We start from the raw sequence: 17,553 nt of genomic DNA, 5'->3' as shown, positions 1-17,553 counted from the left end.
CTATTGGTTATAGGGTGGACAGAAAATGAGGAAATTAGACATATACACTTTAATACCACCCCGAGGAGATTTCTTCATTACCCATACAGATTTTAAAATCGAATAATAAAAAAAAGAAGCAGCTTCTGCCACTCCTTTTTTCAACCTGTTAATTTCTAGGATCCACGTAATCCGGATAATCCGTAATGATTGCATCCACGTCCATGTCGAATAGGAAATCTGCCGCTTCATGACTGCGCACTGTCCAAGACCCGATTTGCATATCAAGGGAGTGAACATCTTCCACTACTTGTTTTGTGACGATTCCATAGCTCGGATTGAACCATTCTGCGTACGTAGAGATTTCTTTTAATGCTTCAGGTGTCGCTTGCGAATGACTCCAAGCTAAAACTCCGACTGGGACTTTTGGAAGCAGTTGATCCATCTTTTTCATAGAGTCAAAATTAAAGGATTGAAGAATGATTTTTTCATTTTGCGGTGTATCGAGATGACGTTCCTTTAATGCATCAGCTACTTGTTCCTCAATCCCAGGATAAAGCTCCGGAGACTTCATTTCGATTAAAACTCCCACTTTTCCATGATAGCGATCCAGTACCTCTTCAAATGTTGGAATCTCTTCTCCTGCAAATTGTTCCCCTTTCCAGCTTCCTGCATCAAGACTCTTCATTTCCTCGAGTGTCAGATCCCCAACTTTTCCTGATCCATCGGTTGTGCGATCCACTGATGTGTCATGGATGACAACCAATTCACCATCTTTGCTTCGTTGAACATCGATTTCGATATAATCCGCCTTCATATCGACTGCCAAATCATAGCTTGCGATCGTGTTTTCAGGTGCATAGGCTGCCGCCCCGCGGTGTGCAATATTCTCTACTTGCTTTTTCTCACCTGCTGACGGCCCTTCTGCAAACGCCTGGCTGAACGGACTCAATAATAACGAAACCGCAATTCCTGTACCGACTAACAACTTTTTGTTCATGTTCTTCATCTCCTATCCATAATATGTATTCGACTACATTTTAGGGAAGGGATGTTAAGTGGGTATGTAGTTTGGTACCCATCTTGATAAAGGTTGTGTGAAGGAAATTCGATCTATTTTCTTAGGGATTTTTACAAAAAAGGAAAAAGTATTGCAATATAGTATTATTTGCTTACCATGCAGCCTACTTCAAAGCACTCATCTTCCATACTTGCTCCTCTCCGGTTTCCATATCCTTCACCTTAAACTGATTCGTCTTGACCTCCTCTTCTCCTATAACAATCACATTCCGCACCCCTTCTTTGTTTGCTTTCTCCAACAGCTTTCCTACTTTCCGGCCGCTCATCTCAAGTTCGACGATATAGCCTTTTTTCCGTAAATCATGTGCCACCCTTAAAGCTTCCTTCCCGGTACCAAGTGGAATGACGCAATAGTCAACATTGGCCCCTTTCTTCACGTTTCGCTGAGTCGCCATGATCGCTGCATATATGACGTCCAATCCAAAGGAGATGCCGACGGTCGAGATATTTTCATCTGTTCCCAATAGCCCACCGATAGCATTATCATACCGCCCCCCGCTACCGATGCTTGATTTGATCGACCCGTCTGTTAAGAATATTTCATAAATGGTCCCCGTGTAGATTTCCAGGCCTCTTGCCAAAAAGGGATTGAACACGCAATGCTCGTTGATTTCCAGAAATTCCAGATAGGAAGTCAGTTCCTTTAATTCTTCCAATCCTTCCCTGATTTGACCGTTTTGATCGGCGTATGATTCAAAATAGCCCAATCGGTTATTGTCACTGTCTGTTAAAAATTGCTGGATCAACCGGTTAGTGCTGTCTGCAATGGACAGGTCCGAGAGTTCTGAGATGACCGCATCGACACCAATCTTCTCAAGTTTGTCGAGGATCAAGACTGTTTGGTTGATTCGATCGGCTTCCACTCCGAATACTGCAAGCATTCCCGTCAACAGTTTCCGATTATTGTATTGAATGACCACCTTCATCTCGAGCTTTTCGAAGGCATCCAGTGCCATCATCATAAGCTCCGCTTCCGCCACCTGTGATTCGACGCCAATTATGTCCACATCGCATTGGGTGAATTCCCTGTACCTTCCCGCCTTGATAGGTCCGTCCCTGAACACTTTTCCAATTTCATAGCGCTTGAACGGCATGGGGATGGTCGGGTTCATGGCCGCCACCTTGGCAAAAGGAATCGTGAGGTCATATCGCAGGGCGAGATCCCTTTCTCCCCTATCCGTTAAGGTATACATCTCTTCCAGGATCTCAGCACCACCCGCATATTTTGAAGCAAGCAACTCTGTGTAATTCAGGATAGGGGTCTCGAGGGGCTTGCAGCCGTATTGGATGAAAACGTCCTCCAGCGTCATCCTGACTTCCCTTCGGATCACTTCCGCCTCCGGTAAATAATCCTGTGTCCCTTTGACATTTTGATAATCCATCTTCTTCATTTTCATCTTTCTTCTCCTCCTTTTTTGTAAAAAAAAAGAACCGCACCTGATAAGCGAATAACTTAATCAAATGCGGTTCTATGGGAAATAACCTTCCTATGTGCGATTGTTAAAAATCGGATAGCAAGGTTACTTGATATGATGATGGAATTGTGTGAATGAGCGTTGCTTGTTGATGAGAGTCATATTTATCCACCTCTTATTTTCATATACGTTATCACATAAGAAATGTGATTTCAATACTTAATAGCGTCAAGGATGAGAGAAGGGGCAGCTATACGTTCCCCCTTATTTCTAGGATCGTACTTCTTGGAGCGGAAGATAACCCCGTCAGATCCATCCCACTCATGTTGATGAAAATCACCTTTCTCGTCAAAATATTCAAGGAGTCTCACTTCGAATCCAGCCTCTTCAAATAGTGCCGTTAGCAGTTTATAGTCATAAACAATCTTATGACTCGCTGCAGGATGATCTTCCGGTCCCGGACCTCCTATCTGCACAATACTTTGATAGGTTTCATCAGGAAAATATCCATCAGGCACAGCACATCGAATATACCCAGACCGCTTAAGGTACTTCATACATATCCTTGTTGCCTGCAGACCTTCTTCGTATGTAAGGTGTTCCCAAACATGCTCTGCTAATAAAACGGATATCGAACTTTCTTCGAACATGTTCTGCCACGTCGTTTCGTCCAGTAAATTCAGGTCTTCTTCCTGGGTATGCAGCCAGCCGGGATTATTATGATATTCTCCTGCGCCGATCACGACTTTGAGTTCTTTTTGGGTATTGTTCATTTGGGTTACCTCACTTTCTAATCTAAAAACTTATTGGTCTCCTTTACAAACCTTTCTGTTTCCTCCAAGTCAGGAAAATGGGCACTTTCCCCAAATAGAATCAGAGTGCTATTGGGCAGGTTGGAATGGATCAATTTCGAAATGGGCAAACCAGTATTTCGGTCAAACACTCCTGTCATTATGAGTATCTGATGATGGATTTCCTTGAGACGTTCAAGAAGGGGGACTTCAAGCGGCCTGTTCGTGAGGGTACGGTTCATGAGACCAGTGTTAACGAGATTGCTTTCTTCCCACAACCCTCGATTTATTTTGGCGATTTCCTGATTTTCAAATAATAATAGGTCCACGATTTCGGGACTCACCATCTCCCATACCTCGTTATAGATTGTGTCAAGAGTCCCTCCCGTTTGAAAGCACGCTGATATTTTGTTGATTAGATTTGAATCCCCAATAGACAAAAACCCGGTTACTTGCACCATTTTCTGAATGTCTGTATTGAGAAGACTTGGAGCTGACAGGATGATTTGGTGAATCTCTTCAGGTAAGTGATTGGCAACCTCTAGAGCCAGCTCTCCGCCAAATGAATATCCGAGAAGGTCGACCTCTTCAACGCCTAACCATTTCTTCAAATCTTTGAAGTCCTCAATCAATACTTGAATGGTATATTCATTATCGGCATAAGGCTTCTCCGATCTCCCACAGCCGCGTTGCTCATAGTAAACAATTGTCCTGGTCTTCGCCAATAACGCGCCAGCCGTCCTTTCAAACACATAATGATTGCCACCCGGCCCCCCGTGGAGAATGATCAGGGGGATGGTCTGGTTTTCAGCCCCTTCGATTTTAACCCAGTGGTTGATTCCATTAAGAGGTACTGTGAATTCTCCGTTTCTGAGGTTCGGCATGGTGATGTCTCCTTATAAGTGACTTAGTATTGCAATATCAAAGACAAATAAATTAACTTTCTAGAGCTTGTGGCTTCTCAATTCAACCAGATATTCGAAGAAAATAAGGCACTAAATAAGATAATGTATAATGCCGCCTCCATCAACGTATAGAGATATTCTTTTGTGCTTCCTATCCATTTCCTCTCCATGAAAGACTTCCATAATTGCCTTGCGACAAAAAAGAAGGCAATGATAAAGTAAGGTTGCAAAAACCAATATCCTTCATCAAAATCAGTTGTGATGTGAAGAATAAAACCGGCTATTAATGTCACAACTGCCAAATACCCTATGAGCTTATCTCCTGTTTCATGTTGCTCATTAATCATCTCATGAGAAAAGAACTTCCTCTTTTTTAAGCCAAGGTATCTGCTAATCACAAGGTGGAACAAGAAAACGAGAATGATATAGATGGCAGCGATAAATACTAAATTCAAAATAAGACCCAACATTCTCATCCCTCTCTTTCGCTTCCTTACAACAAACTCCGTATCCGAAATACTCAACACCACATTTCAATCAAACGCCATACTTCAAATCCCTCAAAACAAATCCGTCCTTTACAGAAGGCCACTCCTCATCAATAATCGAATATAGAACGGCATTTCTGACATAGCCATCTGACAGGATCCTTTCTTTTCTTAGGACTCCTTCTTTCACGGCACCCAACCGTTCAATCTCCTTCTGGGAACGGTGGTTTCGTTCATCTGTTTTAAGTTGAACGCGCAACATCCCTAAATGTTCAAAACAATAGCGAAGGATCAAATATTTACTATTGGAGTTTACGAAAGACCTCTGATGTTCTTTGCTGTACCACGTCGAACCGAGTTCACACGATTTTTGTGAGAGGTTGATTTCGAACAATCTGGTTGACCCAATGATTCTATTTTGCTCTTTTAACACAACAGCAAAAGGCAAGGCAGTTTGTTGATCCCGTAGCCGGACGGCGGCTGTTACCCATTGGTCCATTTGCTCGAGGGTTGTGATTTCGTTAAACATAAAACGCCATATCTCCGGATCGTTTGCTTCAAGGAGAGCAGCGGAATGATGAACCTCCAAGGGAATCAGTTTGATCTTCTCGTTTTCCAGGGTTGGCGGGGAATGAAAGATATTGGTTTTCATATGTCCTCCTGTTTTTCCATTCATTTTGAGGTCCGTCCCTCACTGTCGCTCGAGCTGAAAGTCTTCTATTATCTTCTCGGCAACTTCTTCGGGGCTCATATCTGTATTGTTGATTTTGATATAGTTCTCTCTTTCTATTTCCCCTTCGATCGAATTCAGGCGAAATGTATCAAGTGAAGCTAGCAATCGCTTCTCGGAGTCTTCGACATTTCGTTTTGACGGTTTATGCTGGAGACGGTTCGGTGAGATGTTCCGTTTCAGTCGTACTTCCAAATCCGTTTCCAGCTCCACGAAGTAGACTTCTGCCCCGTTGGATTCAAAAATGTCTGTGACCTTCTCGACCCACTTCCAGTCCTTTTCTTCGTTGAATGCCCACATGAAGGTAAAGATCATCCCGTATTGATCTGTTTTTGCAAATGATTTAAAAATTTCTTCTCTCATCATTCCGCAAATCCTCCACATTTCTTCTGTGAAACCGAAGAAAGGCTGAAGCAGTTCAATGGTCATGTGGTTATGAAATAATTTCAGTTCTGTTCTTTTTTCCAGTTCTTGTCCTACCGTCATTTTCCCCACGGCCTGGGGTCCAAATAGTAAGACGAGTTTCATTGGAGTGTCCCCTTTTGGGTTATTTGCTAGTAAATCGCTTGATTTTATTTTTATTTAAGGACCAGCTTTTTTGTTCATGAACAAGATTTGTCAGTGGTCTTCTCCATCCTCTTTTCTAGCCAACTTTATGTTTTCAAAATGGATACTCTTCATTCCCTCAAAAAAGGGGTATTGTTCGCGACAATGGGCTTCGAGCTTTTCCCCACCCTGTAAAAGATGATTGATATAGTAGGTTGATTCCGTGATTCTCTTCATGATCTCGTCCGGATTATTTGTCACAGATCCATGCCCAGGGACATGTACCTGAATAGAGTGAGTTTCCAGAATCGTTGCTGCCTTTTTCATCGTTTTCTTATAATCTATGTAACTGCTGAAAATGAAAGGGAACTCTACATCGGATAGATAGTCACCTGATAAGAAGATGCCTAATGGTTCAATAACCGTGAAAAGGCCATCGTGGGTGTGGCCAGGTGCTTTGTAAAAAGTTAAGGAAAGTGAGCCGAGTTCGAGCCTTTCTCCGTCGTGGGATATGGAGTGATCCACTGATGGATAATGGGGCTCGTAGTCCCTTTTGATATAATATCGCTGGTCAAACTCACTGACCTTCTGCATGATTTCCTTTTTGTGTTCGTGATGCTTGAATTCTTCTGAAGCGATCACCTTTGCTTCCGGAAATGCCCCGGAACCGATGATGTGGTCGAAATCACTGTGCGTGTAGATGATATAAAGCTGCTTGGCACCTAATTCACTATCCACATACTCCCGAATGGCTTGGACTTCATGCGGCAGCTAATTGGGGTCGGTCATAATCAGGACATCATCGGTTTGTACGATGGCTGAGGTGGTCTGATATAGGGAACTTTGGAAAACCGTTAGATGGTCGTTTTTGAAGTGGATCATGGGTAGCCTCCTTCGATAGAATGTTAGTCGTTGTTCAACCGCTTCTTAATCATTCTGATTTGTCCCCGGTGGTTCAGTTCATCTTCAAACACGTGGAACCATTTGAAGTGGTTATTGGCAGGATAATCCCAGCCATAGGGGGTAACCTGTTCTAACCATTCGTCACTTGTTTTGGCAAAGAGGTTCAGTGTTTCCGTCCTCGTGCTGTCAAGTAAATGCTCATAAAAGGCTAAGTCGTTCCCCTTGATTTCTTGCTTAGCATCTTCTCCAAGGACAATGCCTATGCTTAAACCTTCCCACTCCGCGTCGGTCAAATCCCGGTCTTCAAATGTCATGATTTGAAATGCTTTTTCAAGGCTTGCCAAGTGATACAGAAGCATGCCGATTGAATTGCTTTTCTCATCAAAATGGTAATCAAGTTCTTCCTGTGACAGCCCTTTGATCTCCTCCCATGTGGTATGTCTCGTGTAATCCATCATGGAAACCAGTTTTCCGATTTCTGGAGTAAATCCTTTTTTCTCGTTTATAAAAAATAATTGCTGTTCCTTGGTTTTCATGGGTTCCTCCTTGTATTTCATTCCATATCACTCGAATATTTCTCCGGCAACAATTCCATCACATTACACTTAACCAATTCTCCCCCATACGAAAGGATTACATCGGTATGTTTTCCATAGTCGCTTATCAATTCCCGGCACATCCCACAAGGTGCGACGACCCAGCATTTCTCGATGTCTTCGTGTGGATGGGGGTGGGCTACTGCGACAATCGTTTCAAATTCGTGGTCTCCTTCAGAGATGGATTTCCCGAGAGCCATCGCTTCGCCGCATACGGTGATCCTGCCGACGTTTGCTTCGACATGGACGGCTGCATAGACCTTGCCGGATGTTGCTCGCACGGCTGCACCGATGTGATGCCGACCGTACCGATAATTCGTTTCTATGACTCTTTCTGCTTCTTTGATTAATTCATAGTCTCTGTCCTCTAATGGTTTAACGTTTAACATGTTGCACTCCCTTTTTTCATATTTGTTTTAAAATCATTTCCACTATCTCATCCTGCTTCATTTCATCCGTCAATTGAACTTCTCCATCCACATAGAGATAGTCCTCCGGAGTCCACCAATCACGTAACGAGTCCTCCCCGAATTCTGTCCTTTTTGAACGGGAGTTATGTCGGCGGACGGTTTCTTGAAACGATAAATCGTAATAATATGTATGGGCTTTTCCGTTATAAAATTGGATTAACTGCCTGAGCATAGCCCCATAGCGCTGTTCAGAAAAGATTCCTTCCACTATGACGTACTCACATTTCCCTCTACCGTATTCTGTGATCTGCCTGATCAGGTCCATGGACAGGTTGCCGTCCCGGTCCTGGACCTTTAACATATCTCGGCGGACGACATCTTGGGAAACGAGGAGCGTCCCCCGTCCCAGATGTTGTTGAAGGCGTTTGGCGGTCGTGGTTTTTCCACTTCCGGAATTTCCTCGTATGATGATCAATGTTGATTCCATAATTCCTCCCAGATGGTTATAGCTCTAGAGCGTATTTTTCCAGTAAATCTTTTAATGCCGGTCTTTCATTTCCGTCCCTGCCCACCACGTGCGTTGCCGTAATCAATGAATTCAATACTGCCTCTTCCGTCGCTTCTCCAATGGCGCGGAATGCAAGATCGATTTCTTCTTCATGAATCATCGGGACGGACATGCATTGTGACGTTTGGTCATGGGGGATTTTCGTTGCCGTCGAGAAGCCTATGACCACTTCGCCGCTCCCGGTTGTGATGATGGAACCTGTACGGGATAATCCTGTGATCGTCCGCTTGATGATCCGGTTGAGCTGCCTTTCGGATACGGGGAGGTCCGTCCCTGCAATAATGATGATCGAGCCTTTGTCCTGTTCCTCGCAGGTTTGGAGGATTCTTTCCTTCAGTTCTTCGCCGACGGATCTTCCGTTTATGGTCAGATCGCTTAGTATCCCGAAATTTGTCAAGACGAGGACACCCATTGTGTAGGTCCCGTGGTTCATCTTCATGATTCGTGAAGCCGTCCCGATTCCGCCTTTCATTGAGTAGCAGAGCATGCCGGTACCGGCTCCGACCGTCCCCTCTTCAACGAATGAAGAAGTGTTTTCCAGCGCCTGACGGACATGGTCTTTCGTGATGAAACGTGCCCTGATATCGTTTAACAACATGTCATTGCACTCACACACCACAGGATTGACGGTCCCTGTCGTTCTGCCAATCTCCGGATTTTGTTCGAGCATGTAATCGAACATGGCGTCGGCGGCTGTACCGATGCTCAACGTATTCGTTAATAGAATGGGAGTTTCCAGTGTTCCTAGTTCATTGATCTGGATCGTTCCCAGTGTTTTGCCGAATCCGTTGATGACATGGGTGGAGGCGATGAGCTTCTCTTTAAATAGGTTTCCCTGGTGAGGCAGGATCGCCGTGACGCCCGTTTGCTTATCTTTTTCACTAAGTGTTACCTGTCCGACCTTCACGCCTTCAACATCCGTGATTGAATTGTTGGAACCCGTTTCTAACTTACCGATTTTTACTCCGTAGTCCCGGATTCTTTTTTGTGCGGGATTGTTCATGGCGGCACCTCCATTAGGTGAATATTCCGAAAAATTTGGTTGTGAAGAATACTAGTCTTTTACATACCAATTATTCCAAAATATTCATATAAACTCAATCTTTTCTTGGGTAAAGAGATTCCTTGTCCGGTAATCATGCGGGATTTAAAAAAATCGTGCGAGTTCTGGATTTTCCATGCGAGACTGAGGATATTCGTGCGAGTTTGGATTTAATCATGCCGATTTTGAATGGAATCAAGCAGCTACGTCGAATTCTCTTTATGTGGAAGCCATAGAAAAAACGGCTTTGACCAATAAAGGTCTAAACCGTTTTTCAGGTTTCAACACGCGGAAATTCGATGACAAACTCCGTACCGACCCCTTCTTCGCTTTCCACCGTGATGCGCCCTTTGAAGGAACGGATGATTTGATAGCTGACCATCATCCCGAGCCCGGTACCCTTTTCTTTGAGAGAATAATATGGAGAGCCAAGGCGGTCGACTTGTTTCGGGTTCATGCCGATTCCCTGGTCTTTGATGGAGATCCTGATTTGTCCGTCATCGGATGGATAGCAGGCAATCCAGACGGTTCCACCATCGGGCATGGATTCCACGGCATTTTTCAGGATATTGATCAGGGACTGGTTCAGCTTTTGAGGATTTGCTTTAATCCAACATTCATCCGATATATTGGATTTGAACTCCACCTGCTGGTTTATGCTAAATGTTTGAATGAGCGTGGTGACACGCTTTAACTGTTCACCGACATTGATGGTCCCGTATGTATTCATGGAGGGCTTGCCGAATGCCAGGAAGTCGTTGATGATTTCATTGGCACGGTCCAATTCTTCAATGGACACCTTGATATATTCTTTTTTATGATGAGGCAGCTCCGGCTCATCGAGGAGCTGAAGAAAACCCCGGGTCACCTGCATGGGATTTCGGATTTCATGGGCAAACACACTGGTCAGCTCACTGATCATCCTGAATTTCTCCGCATCCTGGACCTCAAGCCTCAGCTGATGGGTCTCACGGATCTTCTCAATTAATACCGTGCAGAAACAGGTAACGGCGACGGTAAAAAGAAGATGGATACCCTGCACTTTCAAAACGGTGATTGAAATTCCATTCATAAGACTGAACACCGTCATGCCACAGAGACAATACAGGAAGGATAATCCCGTTGCAATCATCACTCTTCGATCCTTTTTCACCCGTATGAACATTCGTTGAACATACAAAATGACAGGCAGGGTGATGATCAGAACAAGGATTGTCGTATAAAGGCCCATGGTGATTCCTGAGGTCAAGCGATATAAGATAATCAGGATGGACAGAAATAACCCCGGCCACATCCCGAGATATAATGTTCCGAGAAGGAGCGGAATAAAGCGCAAATCGAGGCGGGCTCCCCCCGCATATTCCACTGGGAACGACATACATAACAGGATGGACACTCCCCACAACAGGGTCACGAACATGTTGATTGTGCGGTCATTCTTTACTTTTTCCAGAATAAAGGTGAAATAACTGAATATCGGTATGATCATAAGTGTGAGTTGCAGGAGGAAATCTTTCACTATACTCATCTGGGCACCATTCGCCTTCTGTTTATATATAGTTCTATTTTAGCAAAAAAACAGATGAGGATAGAGAATATTTCAACAATTTACGACATTTTCAGATTCTTTCAATATAGTCCGCCTGTCCCGCCGGGTTCTCCTGAAGAAGATAATGCTCCTCCGCCAGCCAGTATCTTCTCTTATACTTTTCGATCCTAGCCTGCTTATCCCCGAGGTAGGTGTCCCGCCCGATGACTCTTTCGGTTCTGAGTTCGGGGGAACAATCCAAAAAAATCACATAGTCGAAGAAATTGCGCCACTCTTTCCGCTGCAGGAAGACGCCTTCAATCAGGACAACCTTTGCCCCGTGAAGGTGGATAAATTTCGATACGACTGAGTCAGTACTGGATTTATAGTAAGGTAAAGTGATAGAGTCACAGCCTTCATGTAACCTTTGGAAAAGTTCTTTCCGAAGCTGTTCAATATTCCACTGAAGGGCGAAGTATTCATACCATTCCTCGTTCCCTGTTCCATACCGTTCGTTCTTTTCCACAATGTAGTCGTCCATATGGAGGATGACCGCGTCACACTTTGCGAGCATTAATTCTTGTTTGACGTTTCGGGCAAGGGTCGTCTTTCCCGATCCACCCAAGCCATCGATTCCGACGATGAAGGGACGGTGTTTTAGATGATGATGTTGATAGTGAGACAATAATGCTTTGGTTACATTATTCATAAACACGGTTTCTCCCTGTGGAGATGATATTCTGATTTTCATCCACAATGACAGCCCCTACCGGATACGTCTGATTGCTTAATGCTTTTTCGGCTTCTTCAAGCGCCAATTCCAGAAAAAATCGATCGTTGCGCATTTTCCCCCTCCTTGTTAATCACTTATATACCGATTATTTCAAATCGAGACAAAGTCAATCTACTTCCTTGATTCCACTGATGATAGGAGATCGAAAGTCTTTCATGATTTCCTCTTATTTTTGTGATACTTCTCCCTCATGCCTCTTGGTCTTTTTATATCCTTGCATTGAACGTAACAACATAACGGTCATGCCTCCGATCAGATAGAGTGGCTGACTATCGAAATGATTTTCGATGACTGCATCTTGGAACAGGATAAAGCAGCCATACAAAATCCAAAAGCCGGTGAAGTATATGGCAAACAGCCAGAATCTCGGGTACATTTTTTCTTTTTTCATATATTCGCTCCTGTATTTAAATGAATATCAACTTCTTCATCCTTCAATGCTCCCTGCTTCACGTACCGAATCAATTTCCCCGTTTCCCCAGTGACGCGTTTTATACCTGTTTCACTCAGATACCAATTATCTTCGTTGGTATTGTCATCATCCACAGGGCATAGGGTGAATGAGATCCAGTCCGGCATATACGTTTTCAGTGTGAGGTGAAGCCTTCTCATATGATAGGAAGTCGTCACGACGAGCAGCCGCCGGATGTTGTGCAGATGAAATTCCCGGTCGAGGACAAGAAGGGAAGCCAACACATTCTCTAATGTATGTAGGGAAACCGTTTCTATTAAGATATCTTTTTCCGGAACCCCTAGTGAAATGGCTCCCTTCTTTAATTCTTCGGCTTCTGTATATTCGCTTCCCTGCCACTTCACACCACCGGAAAACAAGATCTTACCGGCTCTCCCCTGTTTGTAAAGCTCAACCGCTTTCGGCAATCGGTACTTCACTGCCTTACTGCTGCCTGCAACAAAGATGCAATCCCCTTTCAATTGATCGTCATGAATAGATGAGAATAATAAATGTGTCATTTGGTCATATGTGAGATGTTCATGATTTAATTTAGAGATGTACATTCCGAACCTCGCTATCTGGTTTTATTTCGATAGACTCTTTTCTTTTTTAATCGTTTGAAGTGTAAAGATCAACCCCGTAAATCCTGCTAAAAATGATGGCGGAAGACTCCACATCAGATATCCCCATTCTCCCGTATACAAAGAGACGAAGAGAAACAGAATGGGAAACCCGACCAATACGATGACTGATATGAGAAAAGCCAATCGATTTCTGTTTTTCATAGTGAACCTCCAATTTAATGTACTGAGCATTTTCTACATTTTAACATAATTTTCCTATATGTGATTCTCCACAACAAAAAAAGGGCACTTTTCCAATCAAGAAAAGTGCCCCTTTCCTCATCTTTTAAATAGCAGGAAAAGAATAAGGAAAATGATCATTCCCAGAAATAAAAGATATCCCATCCCCATGCTGTAGACGAAATAGACTCGTACATGGAGAATGATGCGGATGATATGAAAGATCAGGATGCATAAGAGCACCATAATGACGATATTGACCTGTCTGTCCCGGTTTCGATACATAGAAATCAGCTCCAATCAAAGAGCATCGTACAAGATGAATCTTGTACCCTTTGTCTTTCTATATACCTATTTTCCTTCGCACCTCAATATTCATCAAACATCGATCGCCTCCAGCTGCTTACGTAAATCTGAAAGCTCAGTCTCAAGTTCGTCCAATTTCCTTTGCTGGATATCCGTATTTCTGCCGAAGGTTTCGAGCTTCTCAAGATCCCCCTGGATGCGGATATAATCCAACTTCACTTCGTTCATTTTGTATTCCAGTTCTTCTTTCGTCATGTTGTCTCCCTCCTTTCATCTTTATCGTTGATCGAATCCTCTCGTATGGATCAAGTAAAATTGCCGTGCCAGAAATGCGGGGGTATAGGGCATATCATTCCGCAGCCACGATTCAATGGTCCCGATGATCGCCGCGGCGTCGTACCATATGAAGATCTCCTGCTGAATACCTGCTTTTTGCACGAAAGACGCCTCTCCCCTGCTTTCGATCCTTGTCACGAGCCAGTCTGTAAAAAAGGTCAGGATCCTCTCTTTGAAGATCGGGATTCTCCTCGTTGCAAGAACCGTTTTATAAAACTTCCCGTTCAGGGAGATATGTTCAAGGAATCTCTCCAGAACCCTGATATTTTCTTCATGATCCGGGTGCTCGTCCGTTTCCGGTTCTCCCAACACGCTTGAAATCTCGAGGATCATCTCATCGGCCATCTTATCCAGCATATCCGAAATGTCCTGATAATGCAGGTAGAACGTCACCCGATTGATGGTGGCCGCTTCTGTGAGCCGATTGACGGTCAGTTTCTCAAGATCCATCTCCTGCAGCAATTGGACAAAGGCGTCCTTTAATAGCTGGCGTGTTCGAAGGATTCTAGGATCGGTCTGTTTCTTCTTATTACTCATAGCATCTCTCCTTTCCCCTAGATTAATTGACGATTTCGTTGATTCTGTTTAGTTTCACGGTATTAAACAACAAGGTCTTTCAGAGTGTAAACTAATCAACACAACCCGCCGTACTGTTCATTGAAAGCTTCCGGGATAGCTTCTATAATTTAATTTATGTTTTGTTTAGTATACTACACATTGTAAATTAAGCCCATGAAAGGAAGTGGAAAGGATTGAGCACCGCTACAAGCTCCATAAAAAAAGGACCCGTCATGACCATCATGATCCTGGGTGCCTTCTTTACGATATTTAATCAAACCACCATGACCGTCGCCCTACCCACGATCATGGATGTGTTCAGCATTGATGCATCCACCGGGCAATGGCTGACGACGGGTTATATGCTCGTGAACGGAGTACTGATACCCGTCACCGGCTTTTTAATGCAACGCTATACGACGAGGCAGTTATTCCTTAGTGCCATGCTGATCTTCCTTGTCGGTACGGTTGTCTCGGCCCTAGCACCCAATTTTCCTGTTTTACTGACCGGCCGGCTGATTCAGGCTGCGTCCACCGGGATCATCATGCCGCTCCTGATGAACGTAGTGCTGAAACTCTATCCTCCGGAAAAAAGGGGAACCGCCATGGGGACCGTCGGCCTCGCGATCATTTTCGCTCCGGCAATCGGCCCGACACTGACAGGCTATGTCCTTGATGTGTTTCCTTGGCAGACGTTATTCTATGGAATGATTCCGTTCATTCTGATCATCATCGTGTGCGGATTTATTTTTCTCAGGAATGTGTCGGAAACGATTGAAAGCAAGATGGATATCGTCAGCTTGATCCTTTCCACGATTGGATTCGGAGCCTTGCTTTATGGGTTCAGTGAAGCGGGAAGTGAAGGCTGGGGCAGTTTCGAGGTCATTGCCACACTGATGGTCGGATTTTTGGCCGTAGCTCTGTTCTCTTGGAGACAGCTGGTCACGGAACGACCATTTCTTGATCTTAGAGCGTTCCGTTATAATATGTTCACGTTGACTACCCTCATCAATTGCGTGATTACGATGGTCATGTATGCAGATATGATCCTGCTTCCGTTGTATCTTCAAAACGCCCGTGGATTCACCGCCTTAGAAGCGGGATTCCTGATGCTCCCAGGTGCATTACTGATGGGGCTGTTGAGTCCTGCCGTGGGAAGATTATTCGACCGTTTCGGGGCAAAATGGCTTTCGGTTATCGGAATCACCATCATACTGGTCACGACGTACACGTTTACGGATTTATCAGATTCCACGAGCTATATGCATCTGATCCTGATGTACGCCGGACGTCGAATCGGGATGGCCCTCTTCCTGATGCCGCTGCAGACGGCCGGGTTGAACCAGTTGCCATCAAGTCTCCATTCCCATGGGACCGCCATCTCCAATACGGCAAGACAGGTCGCGGGTGCCATTGGGACGTCCCTCCTTGTCACGATCATGACGAGCCGGACGAAAGATCATCTCCAGGACATCATGATGGAAGGCACAGGCGCATCGAAAGCCCATATGATCATGGAAGCATCCATCGGAGGCATCAACGATACCTACTTTGCCATCATGATCATCGGAGCCGTTAGCTTAGTCCTATCCTTCTTCATCAAGAAGATAGAACAGGCACCCGAGGAGACACTCATATCGCGTTCGAGCTAATATAAAGGGAGGCATCATCCTGTGGTAGGATGATGCCTCCCTTTTGTTATTCAGAAAAAATATGAAGCGTGTATCCCAACGTAATAAATATAATGAATATAACGAGGCCGAGTATGGTAATGATGTATTCTTTCTCTCCCGACTTCCACTGCATACAAGCGTTAAATAGGAAAATAACCATGATAATCACCGCATTCTTTATCCCTGACGGAAAAAATACGAAGTTGAAGAAGAGAATAATCCCCAGAATCCGTTTCCCCCATTTATGAAGGGAATTGACTTCCTCCGCTTCTGGCCTCCTCACAATCTTCCATTTCTTCCTGGCTGTTTTCTCACTCACATAAAAGATTAATATGAATACACCAATATACAAAATAAATTGATAGAGTCCATTCAGGATGCTGTTCATCTGCGCAGGCACTCACTTTCTATGGATTTCATTTCTATAGTTGAATGTGGAACCAATAATAGTAGCTTAATAACACCACACTGATGGTTATAATGAGAGTAAAGTGACCATTCTTGGCTCTTTTCGTGCCTCCGAAATAAAAATAAAGGGCTCCTACTAAGAAGATCATGTACAACAAGACTTTGATTATAAAATCCATCATTCTCTTCCGCTCCTTCTCCACAGAACTAATTTGAATAGAACGCAATCATCCCCAGCGCCCCTATTAACCCTATTCAATAAAACGCCTTTTCTTTCCTCGTAGCACCGATTCTGTCATCTGCAAAGTTGAAATACACGATCAGGAAAAGGGATCCGAACGTCAGGAAACCATAACCAACATGATCCTTTACAACGGACAGATTCCTGAAGATTGCCAAGCCTATGAGAAGGAGTCCTGAATACCCCAGTATGAGATGGATATGCTTCTTTGCCTGTTCTTCCTTCATGCTGTGGCACCCTTCCTCTCATTATTTCAATTGAATTATTTCTTTATAGAGTCATAGATAACCTTCTCTTGGAAGTTTATCTGAATGATATCCACCAGCTTCTCCGTCGCCTCCTCAACAAACTGTGAAATTTCATCAGGAGTTAAATAGTTAAACCTGTATTCCGGTTCCAAGGCAAATGCATAGGAATCGCTATAATAAAACTCCGTGATCCGCTTGATCTGTCTCGTAATCTGATTTTCGGGAAAAATGTCCAGGTAATCAGGGAAACTCTCAATATGTTGAAAAACTCGATGAAAAATTGTATCCGTGTATTCCTGTAAATAGACAAAGTCCGAACCGTACCAGTCTCCTTTTACCTTTCTCGTGTATTCGGGCGTACCGAGTATGGTTTGATAACCCGGTTCTTTCTTCTTTTTCTGATGCATCTTGCTCCACTCCACATCGGTCACGAGATGAAGATAGTAACCTAAATAAAAAGAGGAGCGTGGATTGGTGAAATCGTCTTCCTTCTGTATGTACTTTTGCAAAAACAATTCAGGATTTATTTTCCCCTCATCCTTAAAATGGGTGGCAATTTTGTCAGGAAAGAAGATTCCTGTTTCTGGATTGGGCAGCCCGCAATCCGGTCCGATATTCCCGACGAGAAACTCTTTTTCCGCTACCTGTAAGCCACTATTCAATAGATTCTCTGCAATTCTGAAATGTACCATCCACGTTGCCAATGTGTTCAGTCCCCTTTCGAAATCGTATAGTCCCTTATTCTCCGAACA

25 protein-coding genes and 1 pseudogene are annotated in these 17,553 nt (G+C 44.0%); 1 reads left to right on the top strand and 25 read right to left on the bottom strand.

Annotation, left to right across the window (positions count from 1 at the left end):
* Positions 1-148 precede the first annotated feature (148 nt).
* The 21 genes and pseudogenes from V8G47_RS06455 to V8G47_RS06355 form a co-directional block, all read right to left on the bottom strand.
* Positions 149-979, bottom strand: a complete 831-nt coding sequence (locus V8G47_RS06455; RefSeq protein WP_336199385.1) for a glycerophosphodiester phosphodiesterase — start codon at positions 977-979, stop codon at positions 149-151.
* A 184-nt stretch (positions 980-1,163) separates the two neighbouring features.
* Positions 1,164-2,450: a histidine--tRNA ligase gene (locus V8G47_RS06450; protein WP_336199445.1), complete on the bottom strand. Its 1,287-nt coding sequence runs from the start codon at positions 2,448-2,450 to the stop codon at positions 1,164-1,166.
* A 236-nt stretch (positions 2,451-2,686) separates the two neighbouring features.
* The gene (locus tag V8G47_RS06445) at positions 2,687-3,247 is read right to left on the bottom strand and encodes a class I SAM-dependent methyltransferase (RefSeq protein ID WP_336199384.1); all 561 of its coding nucleotides are present in this window, start codon (positions 3,245-3,247) and stop codon (positions 2,687-2,689) included.
* Between the two features lie 17 nt (positions 3,248-3,264).
* A complete protein-coding gene (locus V8G47_RS06440; RefSeq protein ID WP_336199383.1) occupies positions 3,265-4,149 on the bottom strand; it encodes an alpha/beta fold hydrolase in 885 nt (294 codons plus the stop codon).
* 77 nt (positions 4,150-4,226) lie between these two features.
* On the bottom strand, positions 4,227-4,625 hold the full coding sequence (locus V8G47_RS06435; RefSeq protein WP_336199382.1) for a DUF4181 domain-containing protein: 399 nt from the start codon (positions 4,623-4,625) through the stop codon (positions 4,227-4,229).
* Between the two features lie 82 nt (positions 4,626-4,707).
* Positions 4,708-5,310, bottom strand: a complete 603-nt coding sequence (locus V8G47_RS06430) for a GNAT family N-acetyltransferase (RefSeq protein ID WP_336199381.1) — start codon at positions 5,308-5,310, stop codon at positions 4,708-4,710.
* Between the two features lie 39 nt (positions 5,311-5,349).
* Complete coding sequence (locus V8G47_RS06425) at positions 5,350-5,916, bottom strand: AAA family ATPase (protein ID WP_336199380.1); 567 nt, start codon at positions 5,914-5,916, stop codon at positions 5,350-5,352.
* A gap of 90 nt (positions 5,917-6,006) precedes the next feature.
* Positions 6,007-6,672 (bottom strand): MBL fold metallo-hydrolase, encoded by a 666-nt coding sequence (locus V8G47_RS06420; RefSeq protein WP_336199379.1) that lies wholly within the window; start codon positions 6,670-6,672, stop codon positions 6,007-6,009.
* A gap of 167 nt (positions 6,673-6,839) precedes the next feature.
* Entirely contained in the window at positions 6,840-7,373 is a 534-nt protein-coding gene (locus V8G47_RS06415; protein ID WP_442970802.1) for a DinB family protein, read from the bottom strand.
* Between the two features lie 17 nt (positions 7,374-7,390).
* Positions 7,391-7,822, bottom strand: a complete 432-nt coding sequence (locus tag V8G47_RS06410) for a cytidine deaminase (RefSeq protein WP_336199378.1) — start codon at positions 7,820-7,822, stop codon at positions 7,391-7,393.
* Between the two features lie 16 nt (positions 7,823-7,838).
* A complete protein-coding gene (locus V8G47_RS06405; RefSeq protein WP_336199377.1) occupies positions 7,839-8,330 on the bottom strand; it encodes a kinase in 492 nt (163 codons plus the stop codon).
* Between the two features lie 16 nt (positions 8,331-8,346).
* On the bottom strand, positions 8,347-9,414 hold the full coding sequence (locus V8G47_RS06400) for a DmpA family aminopeptidase (protein ID WP_336199376.1): 1,068 nt from the start codon (positions 9,412-9,414) through the stop codon (positions 8,347-8,349).
* Between the two features lie 313 nt (positions 9,415-9,727).
* Positions 9,728-10,942 carry an ATP-binding protein gene (locus V8G47_RS06395; RefSeq protein WP_336199375.1) on the bottom strand — a complete coding sequence of 405 codons (1,215 nt, stop codon included), beginning with the start codon at positions 10,940-10,942 and terminating at the stop codon, positions 9,728-9,730.
* A 130-nt stretch (positions 10,943-11,072) separates the two neighbouring features.
* Positions 11,073-11,690 carry a kinase gene (locus V8G47_RS06390; RefSeq protein ID WP_336199374.1) on the bottom strand — a complete coding sequence of 206 codons (618 nt, stop codon included), beginning with the start codon at positions 11,688-11,690 and terminating at the stop codon, positions 11,073-11,075.
* Positions 11,689-11,826: pseudogene (locus V8G47_RS06385) on the bottom strand (nucleoside deaminase); the annotation flags it as partial. The gene V8G47_RS06390 and the pseudogene V8G47_RS06385, both read right to left, overlap by 2 nt.
* A gap of 114 nt (positions 11,827-11,940) precedes the next feature.
* Positions 11,941-12,165 (bottom strand): hypothetical protein, encoded by a 225-nt coding sequence (locus tag V8G47_RS06380; RefSeq protein WP_336199373.1) that lies wholly within the window; start codon positions 12,163-12,165, stop codon positions 11,941-11,943.
* Positions 12,162-12,746, bottom strand: a complete 585-nt coding sequence (locus V8G47_RS06375; RefSeq protein WP_336199372.1) for a YdcF family protein — start codon at positions 12,744-12,746, stop codon at positions 12,162-12,164. The genes V8G47_RS06380 and V8G47_RS06375 overlap by 4 nt, the downstream gene beginning before the upstream one ends.
* A 66-nt stretch (positions 12,747-12,812) precedes the next feature.
* Complete coding sequence (locus V8G47_RS06370; protein WP_336199371.1) at positions 12,813-13,013, bottom strand: hypothetical protein; 201 nt, start codon at positions 13,011-13,013, stop codon at positions 12,813-12,815.
* A gap of 117 nt (positions 13,014-13,130) precedes the next feature.
* Positions 13,131-13,316, bottom strand: coding sequence for a hypothetical protein (locus V8G47_RS06365; protein WP_034762146.1), 186 nt, complete (start codon positions 13,314-13,316; stop codon positions 13,131-13,133).
* A gap of 93 nt (positions 13,317-13,409) precedes the next feature.
* Positions 13,410-13,592 (bottom strand): SE1832 family protein, encoded by a 183-nt coding sequence (locus tag V8G47_RS06360; protein WP_336199370.1) that lies wholly within the window; start codon positions 13,590-13,592, stop codon positions 13,410-13,412.
* A gap of 21 nt (positions 13,593-13,613) precedes the next feature.
* Positions 13,614-14,210 (bottom strand): TetR/AcrR family transcriptional regulator, encoded by a 597-nt coding sequence (locus V8G47_RS06355; RefSeq protein ID WP_336199369.1) that lies wholly within the window; start codon positions 14,208-14,210, stop codon positions 13,614-13,616.
* A 254-nt stretch (positions 14,211-14,464) separates the two neighbouring features.
* On the opposite strand from V8G47_RS06355, the gene V8G47_RS06350 reads away from it, so the two are divergent.
* Entirely contained in the window at positions 14,465-15,883 is a 1,419-nt protein-coding gene (locus V8G47_RS06350) for a DHA2 family efflux MFS transporter permease subunit (protein ID WP_336199443.1), read from the top strand.
* A gap of 46 nt (positions 15,884-15,929) precedes the next feature.
* Here V8G47_RS06350 and V8G47_RS06345 read toward each other — a convergent pair whose 3' ends face one another.
* The 4 genes from V8G47_RS06345 to V8G47_RS06330 form a co-directional block, all read right to left on the bottom strand.
* Positions 15,930-16,292, bottom strand: coding sequence for a DUF4181 domain-containing protein (locus tag V8G47_RS06345; RefSeq protein ID WP_336199368.1), 363 nt, complete (start codon positions 16,290-16,292; stop codon positions 15,930-15,932).
* A 34-nt stretch (positions 16,293-16,326) separates the two neighbouring features.
* Entirely contained in the window at positions 16,327-16,461 is a 135-nt protein-coding gene (locus V8G47_RS06340; protein WP_336199367.1) for a hypothetical protein, read from the bottom strand.
* Positions 16,462-16,567: 106 nt separating this feature from the next.
* Positions 16,568-16,780 (bottom strand): hypothetical protein, encoded by a 213-nt coding sequence (locus V8G47_RS06335; protein ID WP_336199366.1) that lies wholly within the window; start codon positions 16,778-16,780, stop codon positions 16,568-16,570.
* Positions 16,781-16,815: 35 nt separating this feature from the next.
* Entirely contained in the window at positions 16,816-17,493 is a 678-nt protein-coding gene (locus tag V8G47_RS06330) for a zinc dependent phospholipase C family protein (protein ID WP_336199365.1), read from the bottom strand.
* Between the last annotated feature and the right edge of the window lie 60 nt (positions 17,494-17,553).

Origin of the sequence: Rossellomorea sp. LJF3, assembly GCF_037046045.1 — a bacterium.
GTDB lineage: Bacteria > Bacillota > Bacilli > Bacillales > Bacillaceae_B > Rossellomorea.
Note: the sequence above shows the minus strand (reverse complement) of the source record. Positions and strands in the feature narration are given on the sequence as shown.